Raw genomic sequence first — 17,040 nt, 5'->3', positions numbered from 1 at the left:
CTCAGGCTTTCCGGGCGAACAGGCCCTGCGGACGGAACAGGATGACGAGGACGAGCAGCACGCCGTACAGGAGGATGCGCGCGTCGGTGGCGAAGCGCAGCAGTTCGGGCGCGCCGATGAGGATGATCGAGCCGAGCACCGCGCCGACCGGCGAGTTCATGCCGCCGAGCACGATGATCGTGAGGATCAGGATCGACATGTTCGAGTTGAAGATCGTCGGATCGATGTACGTGTACTGGTGCGCGAGGAGCGATCCGGCGAGGCCGGCGAAGAACGTGGCGAGCGCGTAGGCGAGCGCCTTGTACGCGCCGGTGCGGATGCTCAGCGCCTCGGAGGCCTCGCGGTCGGAGCCGACGGCCTCGAACACGCGTCCCAGGTGCGTGGCGCGCAGGCGCGTGACGATGACGAGCGTGAGCAGCAGGACGATGACGTCGAGCAGGTACATCATCTGCTGCGTGTACAGGGTGAAGCCGAACACCTTGGGGAACGGGATGCCCTGGATGCCGAGCGAGCCCTTGGTGATCGGCTCGGCGAGGCGGATGATCGCGACCATGACCGCGCCCACGCCGATCGTGGCGATCGCGACGTAGTGGCCGGAGAGCTTCCACACGGGGAACGTGAGGATGCTGGCGGCGACGGCGGCGATCACGCCTGCGGCGAGCAGGGCGGCGAGGAACGGCCAGTGCGCTTCGGTGGTGAGCAGCGCGGAGGCATAGGCGCCGACGGCGAACGGTCCGGCCATGCCGAGGATCGTCTGTCCGGCGGAGCCGGAGATCATGGTGAGGCCGACGGCGGCGATCGCGTAGATGGCGACCTGCGTGCCGATGCCGGCGAGGTAGTCGGAGAAGAAGAACGGGGTGGCGAGCAGCACGACCGCGCCGATCAGGTTGCCCCACCAGGGCAGTTGGATGGGCCGGCCGCCGCCGAGGAACGTGCCGGTGAGCGGCTCGGATTTGACGTCGTTCTTCGGGCCGAGCAGGCCCTGCGGCTTGAGGATGAGGATGATGAGCAGCGCGCCGAAGGTGATGAGGTCGTGCGCGCCGTCGCCGAACAGGGAGATGCCGAACGCCTCGACCACGCCGAGCACGAGGCCGCCGACCACGGCGCCGGGGATCGAGCCGAGGCCGCCGATTGTGGCGGCGACGAACGCGGTCATGCCGATCGTGCCGCCGTTCATCGGGTTGATGTTCGCGTTGAACAGGCCGACGAAGATGCCGGAGACGCCGGCGAGCACGGAGCCGATCACGAAGGACAGGTTGCGGATCGCCTTGACGGGGATGCCCATCTGCAGAGCCGCCTCCGGGTCCTGCGAGGTGGAGCGGATCGCCTGGCCGGACTTGCCGTATTTGAGGAACGCCCACAGGCCGAGCATCGAGACGACGGCGAGGATGACCATCACCACGTCGGAGGTGCCGAAGCGCACGCCGGCGAACTGGAGGTTGTAGGTGGGCAGCAGCTTCGGGAACGGGCGGGTCTGCGGTCCGAAGATCATCTGCAGGCCGTTGTCGAGCACCTGGCCGACGCCGATCGTGGCGAGCAGCGCGGCGATCGGCTTGCGGCCTTCGAGCGGGGCGATGACGGCCACGTTCATGACGAGGCCGAGCAGTCCGGTGACGACGACCACGGCGACGAACGTGGGCACGATGCCCCAGCCGGCCGTGGTGCCGAGCCACCAGGCGACCATCATGCCGACCGCGACGATGGAGCCCTGCGCGAAGTTGGCCACGTTGGTCACGCCGAAGATCAGCGACATGCCGACGGCGACCAGCGCGTAGGCGCTGCCGTGAATCACGCCGGCGAAAAGCACATCAAACATTGTTGTGTCCTATCTCATCCTCGATCTACGATGGCCCTCCCGAGACCCGCCGGACCCCGGCCGCGCGCGGATGGCGCGGCCGGGGTGGCGGGATACGGGAAGGCCGCGGAGATCAGCCTTCGTACTGCTGGAACTTGCCGTCCTTCGCGATGAGCAGGATCGGCTCGATGTTGTCGGCGCGGCGGGTCTTCTGGTTGAACTTGAACGTGCCGCCATTGCCTTGGTAGAGCGGGAAGTCGGTCACGGTCTGCAGCGCCTTCTGGATGCCCTCGCGGGTCGGCTCGGTCTTGTTGGCCGCGTAGGCGAGGTCGATGATCGCCTGGTAGGCGGTCACTTCGAAGTTGCCCGGGTTGTTGCCGTACTTGGCCTTGAAGTCCTTGACGAACTGCTGGGCCTTGGCGTCCTTGGTGCCGGTGGCGGAGAACGAGCCGGTGATGATCGAGCCTTCGGCGTTCTTGCCGGCGAGGTCGAGGAACTCCTTGGTCTCCTGACCGCCGTAGTACGGGCCGGTGTAGCCGAGCTTGTCGCGCAGCGTGTTGATGACGAGCGCGCCGTCCGGGCCGTAGCCGATGTCGACGACCGCGTCCGGCTTGGCATCACGCGCCGGGATCAGGATCGGCGAGAGGTCGGTGGAGTCGGGCAGGTAGCTGGACTCGTACACGATCTGCGTGCCGTTCTTCTCGGCCTCCTGCTTGAAGTACTGGTAGGCCTGCTTGCCCCAGTCGTTCTCGATGTAGACGACGGAAATCTTCTTCGCTTTCTTGGCGACGATGTCCGCGTTGGCCTTCTGGTACTTGTCCTGGCCGATCTGCGGCGTCCACACGTGGTCGCCGGTGTCGGTGAAGGTCGGGGCCGAGTTGTTGAAGCCGTAGTGGACGAGGCCGGCCTGCTGGAAGGTCGGCGAGGCGGCGGCGGAGGCCGGGGACGCGTAGTCGCCAACCACGGCGATGATCGACTTGTCGGCCACGAGCTTCGGCGCGACGGCCGCGTCCTGCTTGGCGTCGGACTGGGTGTCGAAGTACTTGAGGCCGAGCTTCTTGCCCTTGACGCCACCGTCCTTGTTCACCTTGGCGACGGCCAGGTCGAAGCCCTGCTGGAACAGCTTGCCGTATTCGGCGTACTGGCCGGTCTTCGGGTAGATGACGCCGATGTTCACGGTGTCGGAGCCGGAGCCCGAACCGGAGCTGGCGGAATCGCCCTGCAGGCCGCAGGCGGACACGCCCAGCAGCGTGCCGGCGGCCACGAGGCCGGCGACGGCCTTGCGGATCAGTGATGTCTTCATGGTGTTGTCCTCTCTCCTGAAAACCATGCGTTCGGATTGGAAGTCTTGGCTCAGCGGGTCGCGCGGGCGTCGGCGAGCGCCTGCAACGCCTCGTCGGAGGCGGGCGTCGGCACCGTGCAGCTGGGGGCGAGCAGGAACGGCCTGCCCTCGCGCAGGGCGATGCTCTCCTTGAGCTCGCGGCGCAGCTGGTCGACGTCGCCGCCGGGGGCGAACAGCTCGTAGTTGGCGCCGGCGACCGGCACGGCGGTCAGGTCGGCGTCCGCCTTCGGGTTGCCGGGCAGGTACTGGTCCCAGTGCAGCGCGTCCACGCCATGCACGTCGAACCAGTTCGGGTGCGAGTGCGCGCGGCAGGTGTGCAGCAGCACGACGGCGTCCGGGTTGGCGCGCTTGACCGCGTCGATGACGATGCGGTCGTAGGGCTCGGAGAACTCCTGGTAGCGGGCCGCGTCGAAGTAATCCTCGCTCACCGTGCCGGTGACCGCGTAGAAGACGCCGTCGAGGCCGGCGCCGCCTTCGGAGACGGGCTTGACGAGGGCGCGCGCGTAGGAGGCGAGCGTGTGGGCGATGTTGGCGAGCGCGAGCTTGGCGACCTCCGGCTGGTCGAAGATCAGCTCCTTGACGGTGAGCGTGCCGGTCGCGTAGTCGTCGCCCGGGTACAGCGGCAGGTCGGCGATCTGCAGGAGCACGCTCAGCGGCGAGAAGATGGTCTCGAGCACGGCGCGGTCCTGGAGGCCCTTGCGGATGAGCGCCGCGGCGGCGATCGCCTCGGCGAAGTATTCGTTCTCGGCGGCGTCGAACTCCTTGATTTTCTTCACGTCGTCGGGCGTCTCGATGGCGGAGCTGACGCGCTTGGGCAGCACGAATCCGGCGTAGTCGTCCTTGTCGTAGCGGGAGCCCCAGGCCTCCGCGTAGTAGACGGCGCGCGGGTTGATCTTCACCCAGTCCCAGTCCCAGCGTTTGACGAAGTCGACGTAGGCGGAGGCGAACCCCTCGGCGCCGTATTCGTGGCCGACGAGATGCTGCCATGCGCCGACGAGGTACGGCACGTCGGTCGGCTTGTGGTTGATGATGTCATGGAAGACGCTGCGACGATCCGTCATGGTCCCCTCCCTGTCTCGAATGGTGTGGATGGTGTTCCCCGATGCCAACCATCGAAACCGATGCGCGGCGGCGCTGTCAAACGGAAACCCACCTTTGCATTACTCGCTTTTCTTATAGCGTCTTATCCGCGCCCGGCGGCTGCTGGGATTTGCAATTCCCTATCGATAACACCTATAGGCGTTTGGCGGTCGAACGGCTGCGGCGCGCGGGATCATCCGGTATGACGGGATGTGTATATCGAAAACCGCGAACGACCACGAGCCCACGGAAGGGGAATCATCATGGGAGCGAACCTGTATTTCATCGGCGGCGGCAACATGCCGACCGCCATCATCGAGGCGGTGAGGCGCAAGGAGGCGACCTACCCGGTGGACCATATCCGGGTGGAGGAGATCTCCGAGGCGCGCGCCGCGTTCCTGAAGGACACGTACGGCGTGGAGCCCGCCAAGCCGACGGACACGCCCGACGCGGACATCGTCGTGATCGCCGTGCGCCCGCAGGACGACGTAGCCGGCGTCGCCGCGTCGGTGGCGAAGCGCTTCGACCCGGCGAAGACCACCGTGGTCTCGATCGTCGCCGGGTACACGATCGAGAAGCTCGAACAGAGCCTCGGCGAGGGCTGGCGCGTCGTGCGCATCATCCCGAACACGCTCACCACCGTCGACTACGGCTACAGCGGCGCCGCGCTCAACGCGAACGCGCGCAAGGAGGACGTGGACGCGTTCCTCAACACGTTCGGCAAGGTGCTGTATGTGGAGGAGCGTCTGATCGACATCATCACCGGCTTCTACCCGCCGAACATCGTCTACCACTTCATCGACGCCTATGTGGACGCGGGCGTGCTCGCCGGCCTGCCGCGCGACGTGGCGAAGGCGATCGCGCTCGACACGATCATCGGCGGCACCGAGTTCCTCAAGCAGAAGGACGTGCTGCCGCAGGTGCTGCTCAACATCAACAATTCGCCGGGCGGCGTCGGCATCACCGAGGCGTACACGCTCAACAAGACGGGCTTTGCGGCCTCCGTGCAGACGGCCGTGCTCGCCGCCGTGGAGCGCACCACGTCGCTGGGCGCGAACGCGAAGTGACGCAAGAGGACGGACAACAAGGACAGGGACAGGAGACCTAGCAGACACATGGCACAGCAATTCACTTGGGACCACACGGTCGAATTCGTCAACGACCTGAAGGAGGCGGAGCAGCGCTTCGCGAAGGCGGGGCTCACCGCGCGCTACGGCGGCAAGCACGTCGGGCACGGCACCGAGAACTCGCTCGCCTACTTCACCGACAACTACCTCGAGTTCCTCACGCTCTACAGCCGCGACGAGGCGCTGGCGGAGACGCCGGACCGCGGCCTGATCTTCCACGAGGCGGGCGAGCTGCTGCCCGATTTCGTCGGCTTCTATCGCCCGGCGCTGCACGTGCACGGCATCAAGGCGGCGGCCGAGCGTCTGCGCGCCAAGGGCCTCGATCTGGGCGAGATCGTGCCGGGCAACCGCACCACCGCCGAAGGCGAGGAGATCCGCTGGCAGCTGCTGTGGATCAAGGGCGACGACCAGGGCCTGCGCTACCCGTTCGTCATCGATTGGGGCGCGAGCGAGGCCGAACAGCTGGAACGCTACGAGAAGAGCGGGCTGCTGCACCAACACGCGATCGGCGAGGTGAACACGCGTCGCGCGCTGTTCGAGGTGCCCGATCCGGAGGCCGTGGCCGCCCACTGGTCGGACGTGTTCGACCTGGAACGCACCGACGGCGACGGCTACATCGACCTCAACGTGGGAGAGGGCCGCGTGTGGCGGTTCGTGCGCGGCGGGCGCAACGCCATCACCGAACTCCAGTACGAGGCGCCGGCCGGCAAGTCCTTCGACGTGACAATCGGCAAGGCGCGCTACCGCAGCCTGTAGCCGGAACGTCGCCGTCTTCCGTCACGTGGCGGAAGACGGCGACGAAACGACGATACGAAACGAAACGACAAACGCCTCCCGTACCAGACGGTACGGGAGGCGTTCTCGTGCCGGGACCCGCGTGAACCGGACCCGCGCGGGCAGGGGCGCACGTGCGCACCCTGCCGCGCGACCGCTCACGCCTCGCGCAGCACGCGCAAGTGGGCGTCGTCCGGCTTCGGCGGGACGGTGCAGCTCGGGGCGAGCAGGAACGGCTTGCCCTCGCGCGCCTTCACCGTGTCCGTGACCTGGCGCTTCAGCTCGTCGATGTCGGTGCCTTCGCCGATGAGCACGGCGTCCGGGCCGCTGACCGGTACGGCGTTGAAGTCGTCGCTGATCGGCGGATTGCCGGGCACGTACGGATCCCACTGGAGGAAGTCGATCGGATAGTCGGCGAACCAGTCGGGGTTCGCATGGTCGCGGCAGGTGTGCAGCAGCTTCACGCCGTCGCCGACCGCGGCCAGGATGCGCTCGTCGTAGGGACGGGCAAGCTCCTCGAACTGCTCGTGCGTGAAATAGCCGCGGCTGGCCATGCCGGTCTCCGCGTAGAAGATGCCGTCGAGGCCGGCACCGCCCTGTTCGACCGGCGCAAGCACGGTCTTCACGTAGGCGATGAGCGTCTCGGTGATCGCGTCGAGCGCCTTGGCTGTGGCCTCCTTGTCGGTGAACAGGAGCGTGTCCTTGTCGAGCTTCGGAGCGGCGCCGTAGAGCGGCTTGCCGTTGATGCGCGGCAGGCCGGCGACGAACAGGAGCACGGTGAGCGGCGAGAATACGGTCTCGAGGATCGCGCGGTCGCCGAGCTCCCTGCGGATGATCCGCGCGGAGGCAATCTGGTCGGCGAACGGCTTGCTCGCGGTCGGGTCGACGGGCGCGATCTTCGCCAGGTCCTCCGGAGCGTTCACCGGGTAGTCGAGCAGGCGCGGGGAGCGGCCGGTGCCGTAGTCGTCCGGGGCGAAGTGCGCGCCGAACGCTTCCGCGTAGTAGGCGGAGCGCGGGTTGATCTTCACGTAGTCCCAGTCCCATTTGCGCACGAAGTCGATGTGCGCCTGCGCCTGCCGCTCCACGTCGTATTCGTCGCCGACGAAATGCTGCCATGCGCTGGTCAGGTACGGCGTGCTGCCCTCCCCCTTGGCGAGGTCGTGGAATTCCTGTCTGCGGTCGCGGGTCATGATGGTGCCTTTCGTTTGCCGCGTGGGTGGCGTCGTCGTCATGCGGCGGTGGCGGCGACGGTGTTGTTCGATGGGTAAGAATGGATGGCGGACGCGCGTGTCACGTCACAGGCGCACGCCGGTGAGCGAGGCGTCGCGGCGGCGCAGGTAGAGGTTCATGAGGACGAACAGCACGCCGCACAACGCCCAGTAGACGAGCGCGGCCGCCGTGTACGAGGTCATGTAGTCGCCGTTGAGGCCGGCGATGAGCTTCGCCTGCGCGAAGATGTCGATCACGGCGATCGTGAAGCCCATCGACAGCGCCTTGATGATGTTCATGAACATGTTGAACAGGTTCGGCAACGCGTAGACGACGGCCTGCGGGACGATCACGTGGATCGCCTTCTGCCAGCGCGTGTAGCCGAGCGAGTCGGCGAGCTCCAGCTGGTTCGGGTCGATGGAGGCGAGCGAGGCCTGCACGGTCTCCTGCAGGTAGGCGATGTAGACGAGCACGAACGTGAAGATGAGCACGACGGTCGCGTTCACCGAGTTCTTGCTCACGTGGATGCCCACCGTGCCGAGCATCGCCGACGACCATTGCGGCAGCGCGTAGTACCAGAACAGCAGCTGCACGAGGATCGGCGTGCCGCGGAAGAACGACGTGTACAGGCGCAGCAGCTGCGAGAGCACGGGCACGCGGGCGCGGAAGGTGAGCGCGACCGGGATCGCGAACAGCAGTCCGAGCGCGAGGATGACGAGCGCGTGCAGCAGCACGGACGGCACGATGACGGCGATCTTGATGAGGTAGTCCAGTAATGCCGGCATGGGTGATTTCCTTCGTTCTTCCTTCGTTTGCGGGCTTCCGGTCGCGTCCGTCAGGCCGCGTCCGCGGCGAGACGGGCGCGCGAGGCCTCGTCGACCACGCGGTAGTAACGGTTGGAACGTTTCGCGAGATGGACGACGGCTTCGATGACGAGCGCCGCCACCCAGTAGATGAGCGCGACGGCGAGATACACCTCGGACTGTTTGACGCCGTAGTTGTTCGCCACCTTGATCGAGGCGAGGCCCATCATGTCGACCACGCCGATTGTGAACAGCAGCGACGTGTCCTTGAGCAGGTCGACGGCCGCGTTGCCCAGGTCGGGGATCGCGATGCCGACGATCTGCGGCAGCAGCGTGTGCCGCCATAGCTGGCCCTTGGTGTAGCCGAGCGAGTCGGCGAGTTCGAACTGGTCGGGTGTGACGCTCAGGTACGCGCCGCGCAGGATCTCGCTCAGCCAGCCCGCGTTGAAGAAGACGAGCGTGACGCATGCGAACGTCGTCTTGCTCAGCGACGTGATGTCGATGCCGAAGTTGCCGAGCAGCTGCGGCAGGCCGAAGTAGATGAGGAACAGCAGCAGCACGATCGGCTCGCACCGCACGAACGACACGTACACGTCGAGGATCGCGGACAGGACCGGGATCCGGTCGACGCGGGCCCGCAATATCAGGAACGCGAGCGCGAACGCGACGGCGTAGCAGCCGGCGACGATGGCCAGCGTGTACGGCAGTTTCACGAGAAACGCCGGCAGCAGCGTGAGTACGTATGCGAAATCCACGGGATGCGGGTCCTTTGTCGATGATCGTCGATGATGGTGCGGTGCGTGCGGCGTCGGCGACGTCATGGCGATGCCGGCGGCGTCGGCGACGTCACTGCTGGGTGTCGTACTTGAAGACGTCCTCGCCGTAGTCCTTGATGGACAGCTGCTTCAGCGTGCCGGCCTTCTTGAGCTTGGTGATGGACTTGTTGAGCGCCTTGAAGAACTCGGGCTGCTTCTTGGAGACCAGGAAGTACTGCTGGTCGACCTCCACCGGCTCAGTGGCGCGGAAGTCGACGCCGAGGCTCTTCTTGATGGCGTTCACGTCGAAGCTCTGCTCCGGTTCGATCACCGCGTCGTACTTCTTGTCGACGAGGCCCTGGAAGTTCTGGGCCATCGTCACGTTGTCCTGGTGGGTGACGGTGATGGCCTTGTCCGGATTGGCCGCGTTGTACTTGGTGACGAGCTTGTTGACGCCGCCGTCCGGGGAGATCGGGGCGACCTTCTTACCGTGCAGGTCGTCGAGGGACTTGATGTCCTTCTCCCCCGGCAGCGTGTAGATCTTCATCAGCGAGATGCCGGTCGTCTCGTCCGGGATCAGGTACTTCTTGACGCGTTCGTCGGTCTTGAAGTAGCCGCCGGTGATGAGCGCGTACTTGCCGGAGTCGATGCCGACGGTCTCGGCGTCGTCGGCGACGGCCTCGTAGGTGAACTTGTAATCCTTGAGGTCCTCGTCGATGGCCTTGAGCACGTCCACCTCGTAGCCGGCGAGCTGGCCGTTGTCGTCGGTGTAGCTCAGCGGCTTCGAGTTCGCGGCGACGGCGATGCTGATGGTCTTCGCGTTCGCGTCGCCCGAACCGGACGCGGTGCCGGACCCGCATGCGGCGAGCGAGGCGAGGGCCGCGGCGGCGCAGGCCAGCGCGATGGTTTTGCGGATGATGGTGGTCTTAGGCATGGTGGTTCCCCTTCTTCTTGACGTCTGTTCGGTATGCGTTGGTATGCGATATGCGATATCGCGGATTGCGCGGCGCCTCAGCGGCCGGCGATGAACTCGTCGACACCGCTCAGCGGGCGCAGCGTGCCGTTGAGCTCGTACACGTCCGCGTCGAGGCGCCGGGCGAAGTCGATGTCGTGCGTGACCACGACGTTCGCGATGCCCTTGCCCTCCAGATCGCGAATCGTCTGGCAGACCTCGCCGACCAGCGCATGGTCGAGCGCCGAGGTCGGCTCGTCGAACAGCACGGCCTTCGGCTTGGCGGCGAGGGCGCGCGCGATGGAGACGCGCTGCTTCTCGCCTCCGGACAGTTCGCGTGGCATGGCGCCGAACTTCGACCCCAGACGCAGCTGCTCGAGATTGGTCTTCGCCAGCCGTTCCGCCTCCTCGCGCTTGAGCCCGTGCACGAGCCGCAACGGCTCGACGATGTTCTCCAGTACCGTGCGGTGGTTGAACAGCGGGTAGGTCTGGAAGACGGTGGCGATGGTGCGGCGCAGCCACGCCACGTCGGCCGGTTTCGCCTCGCCGGCGGCGACCGTGCGGTCGTCCAGCGTGACGCTGCCCTGGGCCGGGGGCTTGAGGAACGTGATGTTCTTCAGCAGCGTCGACTTGCCCACGCCGGACGGGCCGAGGATCACGGCGGTACGCCCCGCCTCGACCGTCAGATCGACGCCGTCCAGGATGGTGCGCCCCTTGACGCGGTAGCCGATCCCCTTAAGCCGCAAAGTCATGTTCCGATTCCCCCGAATCATGCGATGATGCCGCGGACCATGGCGGACGACGTTCCCGTCATCCGCCATCCCCCACGATGTTCCCCAACCTGCCCGCGACGAATCGCGGACGACAGCGAATATACGGCACGACGAACGCGGAAATGCGCCGTCACGTATAACCGTTGCCTATACGCGACTATCAGACCCGCGCGCCGCAACGGCGCAGGGCGTGCGCGGCAGAGTCATAGATTCGATGGATGACCGTCCATAGCGAAACCGCGTAACGGTGCCGGAACGGCTCGACCGCAGGCCGGATACGCTGGTTTTCAAACGTGACGCGCGGGGCGCGCACATTCGGCAACGGGGGAACGATGGCGACGCAACGCAATAGGGAATCACACGATCCGACGAAATCATCCGGACTGACGACGCTGCTGCGGCTGCTGGGACTGGACCGACGCCCCGATACGCCGAAGACGGGCGCGCCGCAGGCCACGCCCGTCTTCGTCCCCGTCGGCCAATGCGCCGCCGCCCAACCGCTCATCATCCACTTCCCTGCGCCCCACGCCGGCCGCGGGTGACGGGTCCATCACTTCACCTTGATGGACAGCTCCTGGCGGGGGCGGACGTCGACGTTGGTGATCTGCACGTCCGGGGTGGCGTCGGCGATCCATGCGATCGCGTTCGCGACGCTCGCCGGATCGATGACGTCCTCGTGGCGGAACGCGCCCCAACTGTCGTCCTCGCGCAGCATCCTCGTATCCATCGGACCGGGCGCGACCGTGCTCACGCGCACGCCGTTCGCCGACTCCTCCAGACGCAGCGTGTCCGCATAGCCGCGAAGCGCGTGCTTGCTCGCGGCGTAGACGGCGTGGTTCGGCACACCGCGCGTCCCGGCACCGGAGTTCACGAACACGACGGTGCCGCGCGCCGCGCGAATCGGCGCGATCAATCCCGAGGTGAGTGCCGCCGGCGCGATCACGTTGACGGCGAACGTCGATTCCCACAGGTCGAGGCCGGCGTCCACCGCCTTGCCGGTGGGACCGGCCGCGGCGACGTGCGCCAGCAGGTCGAGCCGGTCGAGCCGTGCGGCGGTCCGCTCCGCCCACCGCCGCACCTGCTCGCCGTCCGACAAGTCGAGTCGTTCGGCTTCGACGCCGTCGATCGCGTCGAGTTCGGACAACGCGGCCTGCGCGCGGACCGGCGCGATCACGCGCCATCCGCGCGCGGCCAACAACCGCGCCAGCGCGCCACCCACGCCGCCGCTCGCCCCGGTGACGACCGCCGTGCGCGGATTCGTTGCGTTTGGCGTATTCGGCGTATTTGGTGTATTCGATGTATCGGCCATGGTCATTCCCCTTCATGCGTATCGCCGCGATCGCATGCCACGACGATTCGAGTCCTTCGCGACCGCCACCTGCGGCGGCACTGCACGCATGCTATCAGGCATCCGGCTCACGACCCGTCGCGCCGGTATCGCGATTGGCGGAACGCGTCTATAGGAACCGGTTATGGGCGATGGGGCGGGGAGGTGGGGAAGATGCCGGAATCTGCGGCCACACCGTTGATTTCGTGTAGAAATCGGCAACTCCATACTGTTGATTTCGTGTAAAATCATGAAGTGCCATACCGTTGATTTCGTGTACAGAGTGGTGGAACATGCTGAAACGCAAGATGTTGGACAAGCTGGTCGAGTGGAAGAACAAGGCCCAGGGACATGAGGCCCTGCTTATCGAAGGCGCACGACGAGTGGGCAAAAGCACCATCGTCGAGGAATTCGGGCGCACACAGTACCGCTCGTCCATCCTCATCGACTTCGCCCGACTGCCCCGCGACGTCCGTGATCTGTTCGAGCACCAGATCGATGATTTCGACACGTTCTTCATGATGCTGTCCGCCTACTACCGCACGCGCTTGTACCGTCGGGAATCGCTCATCATCTTCGACGAGGTGCAACGCTACCCGGCCGCACGCGAGCTCATCAAATATCTGGTTGCGGACGGCAGATACGACTACGTGGAAACCGGCTCGCTGATCTCCATCAAGAAGAACGTGGCCGACATCGTCATCCCCTCCGAAGAGCGGAAGATGGATATGGGCCCCATGGATTTCGAGGAATTCTGCTGGGCGATGGACGAAGAACTCCTCGCCGACGGAATCCGCGACGCCTTCGACCATCTACGTCCTCTGCCGGCCGCGTTGCACCGGCGGGCGGCGCGACTGTGGCGCGAATACATGCTGGTCGGAGGCATGCCGCAAGCGGTCTCCTCCTATGTGGAGCATCGTGACTTCGGCGAAGTGGACGACGTCAAACGCGGCATTCTGCAACTGTACAGCGACGATATCGGCAAATTCGCCAACGGCGACGCCGGACGGGTACGCGGCATCTTCGCGCAAATCCCCGGTCAGCTTTCCAAACATGAGAAACGCTTCACCCTTGCTTCCATCGACAAGGATGCACGCTCACGGGACTATGATGCGGCGTTCTTCTGGCTGGAGGACGCACGTCTGGTGAACATCTGCCGCAACGCGACCGATCCGACAATCGGACTCGCCCTATACGAAGACAACGCCTCGTTCAAATGCTATATGGCGGATACCGGCTTGCTGGTCTCCCATGCGTTCGCCGACCGCGACACCACACCGGATGACGTCTACCGCGATATCTTGTTCGACCGGATCTCCCTCAACGAGGGCATGCTGGTGGAGAACGCCGTCGCACAACAATTCCGGGCGAACGGCCGCAAGCTGTTCTTCTTCTCGCGCAACAACCGCGAGGACGCGCGCAAGACCATGGAGATCGACTTCCTCATCGTGCGCGAATACGACAACGCGGCCATGAAGCCACGCATCAGCCCGATCGAGGTGAAATCCACCAAACGGTACAGCACGTCGTCACTCGACAAGTTCCGCGCATTGTACGGCAACCGGCTCGGCAAGGAGTACGTACTGCATCCCCGGCAGATGGAAGTCGAAGGGGAACGCGTGAGACTGCCCTTGTACATGGCGCACTGTCTGTAGCGGCCATCAGGCGGGGTCGAGAGGTTCATCATCGGTGATTCCGCAGTACGTATACTAGTATATTGCAATATACTATATTGCAATATACCTAATTGAGAAAGGATGCGGGCCATGTTCGTAGGGCGAAGCGAGGAACAGCGTCAACTCGAGCAGGCATACGATTCAGGACGGTTCGCATGCATCGTCGTATACGGCCGTCGCCGAATCGGCAAAACCACGCTCATCAACCGATTCCTCGAAGACAAGCCCAGCATCTTCTACTCGGCGATCGAGTCCACCATGCAGGGAAACCTCATCGCGCTCAGCAATGCCATCGGCGCCTACCGCAACGGCGGCGGACTGGAGACGAACGCTCCAATCTACCGTGACTTCCAAAGCGCGGTGGACGCCGTTTTCGACATGGCGAAGAGCCAACGCCTGGTATGGGTGATCGACGAGTACCCATTCCTCGCACAGGCCGATCGGTCGGTGTCGTCGATACTGCAGCATGCCATCGATCGCCATAAGGACGACAGCCACCTGATGCTCATCCTTTGCGGGTCGAGCATGTCCTTCATGGAACGACAGGTACTCGACTACAAAAGCCCCCTGTACGGCCGAAGGACCGGATCCATCAGACTCAACCCGTTCACCTTCGAGGAAACGCGCGAATACACGCATGAGCTGACGAAGGAGCACTCGGCCATCGCCTACGGGCTGACCGGCGGCGTGGCCCAATACCTCGAATGGCTCGACCCCACCGACGACATCCGCGCCACGATCAGGGACAGGATGCTCTCCCCCTCATGCAACCTGTTCGACGAACCCTACATGCTCCTGCAGCAGGAGGTGCGCAAACCGGCCGAATACAATGCGATGATCGACAGCATCGTGACCGGTTCATCACGGATGAGCGAAATCGCTTCGGCCAGCCACATGCCGACAGGACAGGCGCAGGCATATCTGACCAACATGATCGACCTCGGCATCCTCGACAAGGAGACGCCATTCGGCGCGAAGAGCCACCGGAAGACCATCTACCGGATCAAGGACTCGTTCTTCCGCTTCTGGTACCGGTACGTTCCGCGCAGCATGTCCGCCTTGCAGGCCCGCAGACTCGACCTCGTGGCCGACATGGTCATGGACGATCTGCCACGATTCATGGGACAGGTATTCGAGGACATGAGCCTGCAATGGCTGTGGGGACGCGGATACGACCAGCTGCCGTTCCCGGTACTGCAGGCCGGACGCTGGTGGGGCTCGGACCCAAAGACCCGGCAGCAGGAGGAAATCGACATCATCGCCACCGGAAACGATCCTTCACAGGCGATCTTCTGCGAATGCAAATGGCGCAACAATCCCATGGGCGAGGCCGAATACCACACACTCCGGCGTCGCGGCCTGCTGCTGCCGTACCCCGACAAGCACTACATCCTGTTCTCGAAAAGCGGCTTCACCGACGACCTCAGACGTCTGGCCGACAAGGACGAGGCACTGCAACTGGTCCCGTTCGAGGACATGGCCGAATGATCGGTGCAGGTGCGGGTCGGCAGCAATGCCGGCACCGGCAGCCGCATCGCCCTCACGGTCGGTTCGCAGCGGTCTACGGCGGTCCGCTCCCGATTGCATACGGTTCGCTCCCGATTGCATACGGTTCGCTCCGGGGTTTGCCACGCGAAAACGTGGCTGACCCCGGAGCGAAGCGTGACTGGCGAGGAGCGAGGCGTGACGAATATGGAGGGAACCCGTGCCGATATGACGAAGAAGCCCCGCAGCGGACACGGCAAAATCTGCGGTCCGGCAAACATAATGGGCACCACGTTCACGTGATGCCCATCGGCTACTCTTGCGGCCGGCCGTCTCTACGGATTGTGGAGAAAACCTGACTTATTTCGCCATCAATCGCTATGGCACTTTGACGTCGAAATCTCACGCGTTCCAGGCGGCTCGGATGTCGTCCACCGTTTCGGTGAATGCAGGCGCACCCCATGGTGCAGCATAGGTGCCATCCGCCTGAGGCAGCAGTCCGATGGCACGCTTGTCTGCATCGGACACCAGACCTTCGATCGCGTAGATGCGTTTCGCGTACTCCCATAGATGCGGATAATCGACGACCGCAGCGTCCGGTACGGGGAACGCGTTGCGATAACCGATGTCGAATGTGAGCAGCACGCCGAACAAGTGCGCGTCGACGTCGGTGAACCGGTCTCCGAGAACGAACTCGTTGCGCGACAGAATATCGTCGAACCATCCGAGACGCGCGTAGAACACGCGCCGCAACACGGCATGCCCCTGTGCGCCGTGCAGGAAGTCGCGTCGATCCAACTGCTCGTCGCCGGCATCCGCGGACAAATGCACGACGGCGAACAAGGTGTCGACGAGGTCCCGATCAATCACGTCATCGAGGGCGTCGATACGCGCGGCAAGTTCCCGCGGATACAGTTCGGATGCGGCGGCACGCGACTGTTCGACCCATCGGCTGAGACGACGCCAGTCGTCGCTGACCGTCACGGCGGACGAGTCACGATCACGGGCATCGAGCAACAGGACTTCGGGAACCGAAACTCCCACCGATACCGACTTGGATTCCGCGGAACGCGTGGGAATGGAATCTCCGCTCCCCCACCGCGCGGCGATCAAAGACGACCATGCACGCGGGTCGAGCGGGCTCGCCGACAGAATCGGCGAAGAGAGCTCGGCAGAGGTGCGATACGCACCGTCCTCCACGACAATCGGTGCCGCCGGACAACGCGATGCGAAGAATCCCAGTTCGTCCACTTCGCCGGCGGGCAGTCTGCGTGCGATGTCGGACGGCGTGAACACCACGGATGCCTTTGTCGATTGCGTCGCTTGCGACATTACTGTTCGTTTCCTTTCCGTTGCGTTGCAGATGCCGCTTCCGGCCGAGCACCCGTCTTCACGCTGGTATCGGCGAATGCGTAGTCGGTTCGTGTGAAGGTCAGCAGGCGTTGCCCCCGATCCACGATGATGGTCTCCCAGTCGGGACGCCGGTGGAACCCGCACGAATAGTACAACCGGTGGGCGTGCGTCATCTGCGGGCTGGAGTGCAGTTCGAAGGTCCGGTAGCCGTAGGTACGACCGACCGCCAGCGCATGCTCGACCAGTTTTCGGCCGAAACCATGACCACGCCCCCATGGTGCGACGCCGAGGATGTTGAACGTGTACCGCTCCTCGTGATGGTGTTCCGGCTTCGGAGTGAGCACCGCGGCCTGCACTACGCCATCCGCGCCGACGACCACCCACACGTCGGAGGTTTCGGCGCGTTCGGCGATACGACGCAGCCCCGCTTCATATTCCGGGGTGACCCAGCATCCATCCGTGAATGCCGCCGTCAACGCGTCGCCCACGGCCCCATACTCGTCCTCACGGGCGATGCGCAGGGTGAAGCCGTCGCCGAGATCCTCGACGAGCAGCGCGTCGGGCAGCGTCGCAACGGTCGTCATATCGG

Annotated in this window: 16 protein-coding genes; 5 read left to right on the top strand and 11 right to left on the bottom strand. The window is 64.7% G+C overall.

The window, feature by feature from the left end:
- Position 1 precedes the first annotated feature (1 nt).
- The 3 genes from AC1AYP_RS08020 to AC1AYP_RS08010 form a co-directional block, all read right to left on the bottom strand.
- Positions 2–1,816, bottom strand: coding sequence for an ABC transporter permease (locus tag AC1AYP_RS08020; RefSeq protein ID WP_476547433.1), 1,815 nt, complete (start codon positions 1,814–1,816; stop codon positions 2–4).
- A 112-nt stretch (positions 1,817–1,928) separates the two neighbouring features.
- On the bottom strand, positions 1,929–3,098 hold the full coding sequence (locus AC1AYP_RS08015; RefSeq protein ID WP_476502771.1) for an ABC transporter substrate-binding protein: 1,170 nt from the start codon (positions 3,096–3,098) through the stop codon (positions 1,929–1,931).
- 50 nt (positions 3,099–3,148) lie between these two features.
- Complete coding sequence (locus AC1AYP_RS08010; RefSeq protein ID WP_476547431.1) at positions 3,149–4,198, bottom strand: uroporphyrinogen decarboxylase family protein; 1,050 nt, start codon at positions 4,196–4,198, stop codon at positions 3,149–3,151.
- 282 nt (positions 4,199–4,480) lie between these two features.
- Between AC1AYP_RS08010 and AC1AYP_RS08005 the strand changes: the two genes are divergently transcribed.
- Positions 4,481–5,284: a pyrroline-5-carboxylate reductase family protein gene (locus AC1AYP_RS08005; protein ID WP_476532642.1), complete on the top strand. Its 804-nt coding sequence runs from the start codon at positions 4,481–4,483 to the stop codon at positions 5,282–5,284.
- 48 nt (positions 5,285–5,332) lie between these two features.
- Positions 5,333–6,100 (top strand): VOC family protein, encoded by a 768-nt coding sequence (locus AC1AYP_RS08000; protein WP_476547429.1) that lies wholly within the window; start codon positions 5,333–5,335, stop codon positions 6,098–6,100.
- 176 nt (positions 6,101–6,276) lie between these two features.
- On the opposite strand, the gene AC1AYP_RS07995 is transcribed toward AC1AYP_RS08000, so the two are convergent.
- From AC1AYP_RS07995 to AC1AYP_RS07975, 5 genes are all read right to left on the bottom strand, one after another.
- A complete protein-coding gene (locus tag AC1AYP_RS07995) occupies positions 6,277–7,308 on the bottom strand; it encodes a uroporphyrinogen decarboxylase family protein (protein ID WP_476547428.1) in 1,032 nt (343 codons plus the stop codon).
- A gap of 105 nt (positions 7,309–7,413) precedes the next feature.
- Positions 7,414–8,112: an amino acid ABC transporter permease gene (locus AC1AYP_RS07990; RefSeq protein ID WP_476547427.1), complete on the bottom strand. Its 699-nt coding sequence runs from the start codon at positions 8,110–8,112 to the stop codon at positions 7,414–7,416.
- Between the two features lie 50 nt (positions 8,113–8,162).
- Positions 8,163–8,885, bottom strand: a complete 723-nt coding sequence (locus AC1AYP_RS07985) for an amino acid ABC transporter permease (protein ID WP_476532645.1) — start codon at positions 8,883–8,885, stop codon at positions 8,163–8,165.
- Between the two features lie 91 nt (positions 8,886–8,976).
- Complete coding sequence (locus AC1AYP_RS07980; RefSeq protein ID WP_476547425.1) at positions 8,977–9,819, bottom strand: transporter substrate-binding domain-containing protein; 843 nt, start codon at positions 9,817–9,819, stop codon at positions 8,977–8,979.
- Positions 9,820–9,896: 77 nt separating this feature from the next.
- Positions 9,897–10,589, bottom strand: coding sequence for an amino acid ABC transporter ATP-binding protein (locus tag AC1AYP_RS07975; protein ID WP_476547423.1), 693 nt, complete (start codon positions 10,587–10,589; stop codon positions 9,897–9,899).
- Positions 10,590–10,942: 353 nt separating this feature from the next.
- Between AC1AYP_RS07975 and AC1AYP_RS07970 the strand changes: the two genes are divergently transcribed.
- A complete protein-coding gene (locus AC1AYP_RS07970) occupies positions 10,943–11,152 on the top strand; it encodes a hypothetical protein (protein ID WP_476547422.1) in 210 nt (69 codons plus the stop codon).
- 8 nt (positions 11,153–11,160) lie between these two features.
- On the opposite strand, the gene AC1AYP_RS07965 is transcribed toward AC1AYP_RS07970, so the two are convergent.
- Positions 11,161–11,919 (bottom strand): SDR family NAD(P)-dependent oxidoreductase, encoded by a 759-nt coding sequence (locus AC1AYP_RS07965; RefSeq protein ID WP_476547420.1) that lies wholly within the window; start codon positions 11,917–11,919, stop codon positions 11,161–11,163.
- Between the two features lie 311 nt (positions 11,920–12,230).
- Here AC1AYP_RS07965 and AC1AYP_RS07960 point away from each other — a divergent pair, with 311 nt between their 5' ends.
- Together AC1AYP_RS07960 and AC1AYP_RS07955 are read left to right on the top strand one after the other, a co-directional pair.
- A complete protein-coding gene (locus AC1AYP_RS07960) occupies positions 12,231–13,592 on the top strand; it encodes an ATP-binding protein (protein ID WP_476547418.1) in 1,362 nt (453 codons plus the stop codon).
- Positions 13,593–13,703: 111 nt separating this feature from the next.
- Complete coding sequence (locus AC1AYP_RS07955) at positions 13,704–15,101, top strand: ATP-binding protein (RefSeq protein ID WP_476547417.1); 1,398 nt, start codon at positions 13,704–13,706, stop codon at positions 15,099–15,101.
- Positions 15,102–15,500: 399 nt separating this feature from the next.
- Here AC1AYP_RS07955 and AC1AYP_RS07950 read toward each other — a convergent pair whose 3' ends face one another.
- Together AC1AYP_RS07950 and AC1AYP_RS07945 are read right to left on the bottom strand one after the other, a co-directional pair.
- A complete protein-coding gene (locus tag AC1AYP_RS07950) occupies positions 15,501–16,430 on the bottom strand; it encodes a glutathione S-transferase family protein (RefSeq protein WP_476502782.1) in 930 nt (309 codons plus the stop codon).
- Positions 16,430–17,035 carry a GNAT family N-acetyltransferase gene (locus AC1AYP_RS07945; RefSeq protein WP_476547415.1) on the bottom strand — a complete coding sequence of 202 codons (606 nt, stop codon included), beginning with the start codon at positions 17,033–17,035 and terminating at the stop codon, positions 16,430–16,432. Before AC1AYP_RS07945 ends, AC1AYP_RS07950 begins: the two co-directional genes overlap by 1 nt.
- Positions 17,036–17,040 lie beyond the last annotated feature (5 nt).

The sequence above is a fragment of the Bifidobacterium sp. LH_424 genome (genome assembly GCF_056356895.1).
The sequence above is the reverse complement of the archived record's forward strand: the minus strand, read 5'-3'. Positions and strand labels throughout refer to the sequence as shown.

Bases quoted from the DNA above. Each gene is read 5' to 3' on its own strand.
- AC1AYP_RS07990 (WP_476547427.1), bottom strand. From the start codon at position 8,112: ATGCCGGCATTACTGGACTACCTCATCAAGATCGCCGTCATCGTGCCG.
- AC1AYP_RS07950 (WP_476502782.1), bottom strand. From the start codon at position 16,430: ATGTCGCAAGCGACGCAATCGACAAAGGCATCCGTGGTGTTCACGCCG.
- AC1AYP_RS07960 (WP_476547418.1), top strand. From the start codon at position 12,231: ATGCTGAAACGCAAGATGTTGGACAAGCTGGTCGAGTGGAAGAACAAG.
- AC1AYP_RS07955 (WP_476547417.1), top strand. From the start codon at position 13,704: ATGTTCGTAGGGCGAAGCGAGGAACAGCGTCAACTCGAGCAGGCATAC.
- AC1AYP_RS07975 (WP_476547423.1), bottom strand. From the start codon at position 10,589: ATGACTTTGCGGCTTAAGGGGATCGGCTACCGCGTCAAGGGGCGCACC.
- AC1AYP_RS07995 (WP_476547428.1), bottom strand. From the start codon at position 7,308: ATGACCCGCGACCGCAGACAGGAATTCCACGACCTCGCCAAGGGGGAG.
- AC1AYP_RS08010 (WP_476547431.1), bottom strand. From the start codon at position 4,198: ATGACGGATCGTCGCAGCGTCTTCCATGACATCATCAACCACAAGCCG.
- AC1AYP_RS08000 (WP_476547429.1), top strand. From the start codon at position 5,333: ATGGCACAGCAATTCACTTGGGACCACACGGTCGAATTCGTCAACGAC.
- AC1AYP_RS08020 (WP_476547433.1), bottom strand. From the start codon at position 1,816: ATGTTTGATGTGCTTTTCGCCGGCGTGATTCACGGCAGCGCCTACGCG.
- AC1AYP_RS07980 (WP_476547425.1), bottom strand. From the start codon at position 9,819: ATGCCTAAGACCACCATCATCCGCAAAACCATCGCGCTGGCCTGCGCC.
- AC1AYP_RS07970 (WP_476547422.1), top strand. From the start codon at position 10,943: ATGGCGACGCAACGCAATAGGGAATCACACGATCCGACGAAATCATCC.
- AC1AYP_RS08005 (WP_476532642.1), top strand. From the start codon at position 4,481: ATGGGAGCGAACCTGTATTTCATCGGCGGCGGCAACATGCCGACCGCC.
- AC1AYP_RS08015 (WP_476502771.1), bottom strand. From the start codon at position 3,098: ATGAAGACATCACTGATCCGCAAGGCCGTCGCCGGCCTCGTGGCCGCC.
- AC1AYP_RS07945 (WP_476547415.1), bottom strand. From the start codon at position 17,035: ATGACGACCGTTGCGACGCTGCCCGACGCGCTGCTCGTCGAGGATCTC.
- AC1AYP_RS07965 (WP_476547420.1), bottom strand. From the start codon at position 11,919: ATGGCCGATACATCGAATACACCAAATACGCCGAATACGCCAAACGCA.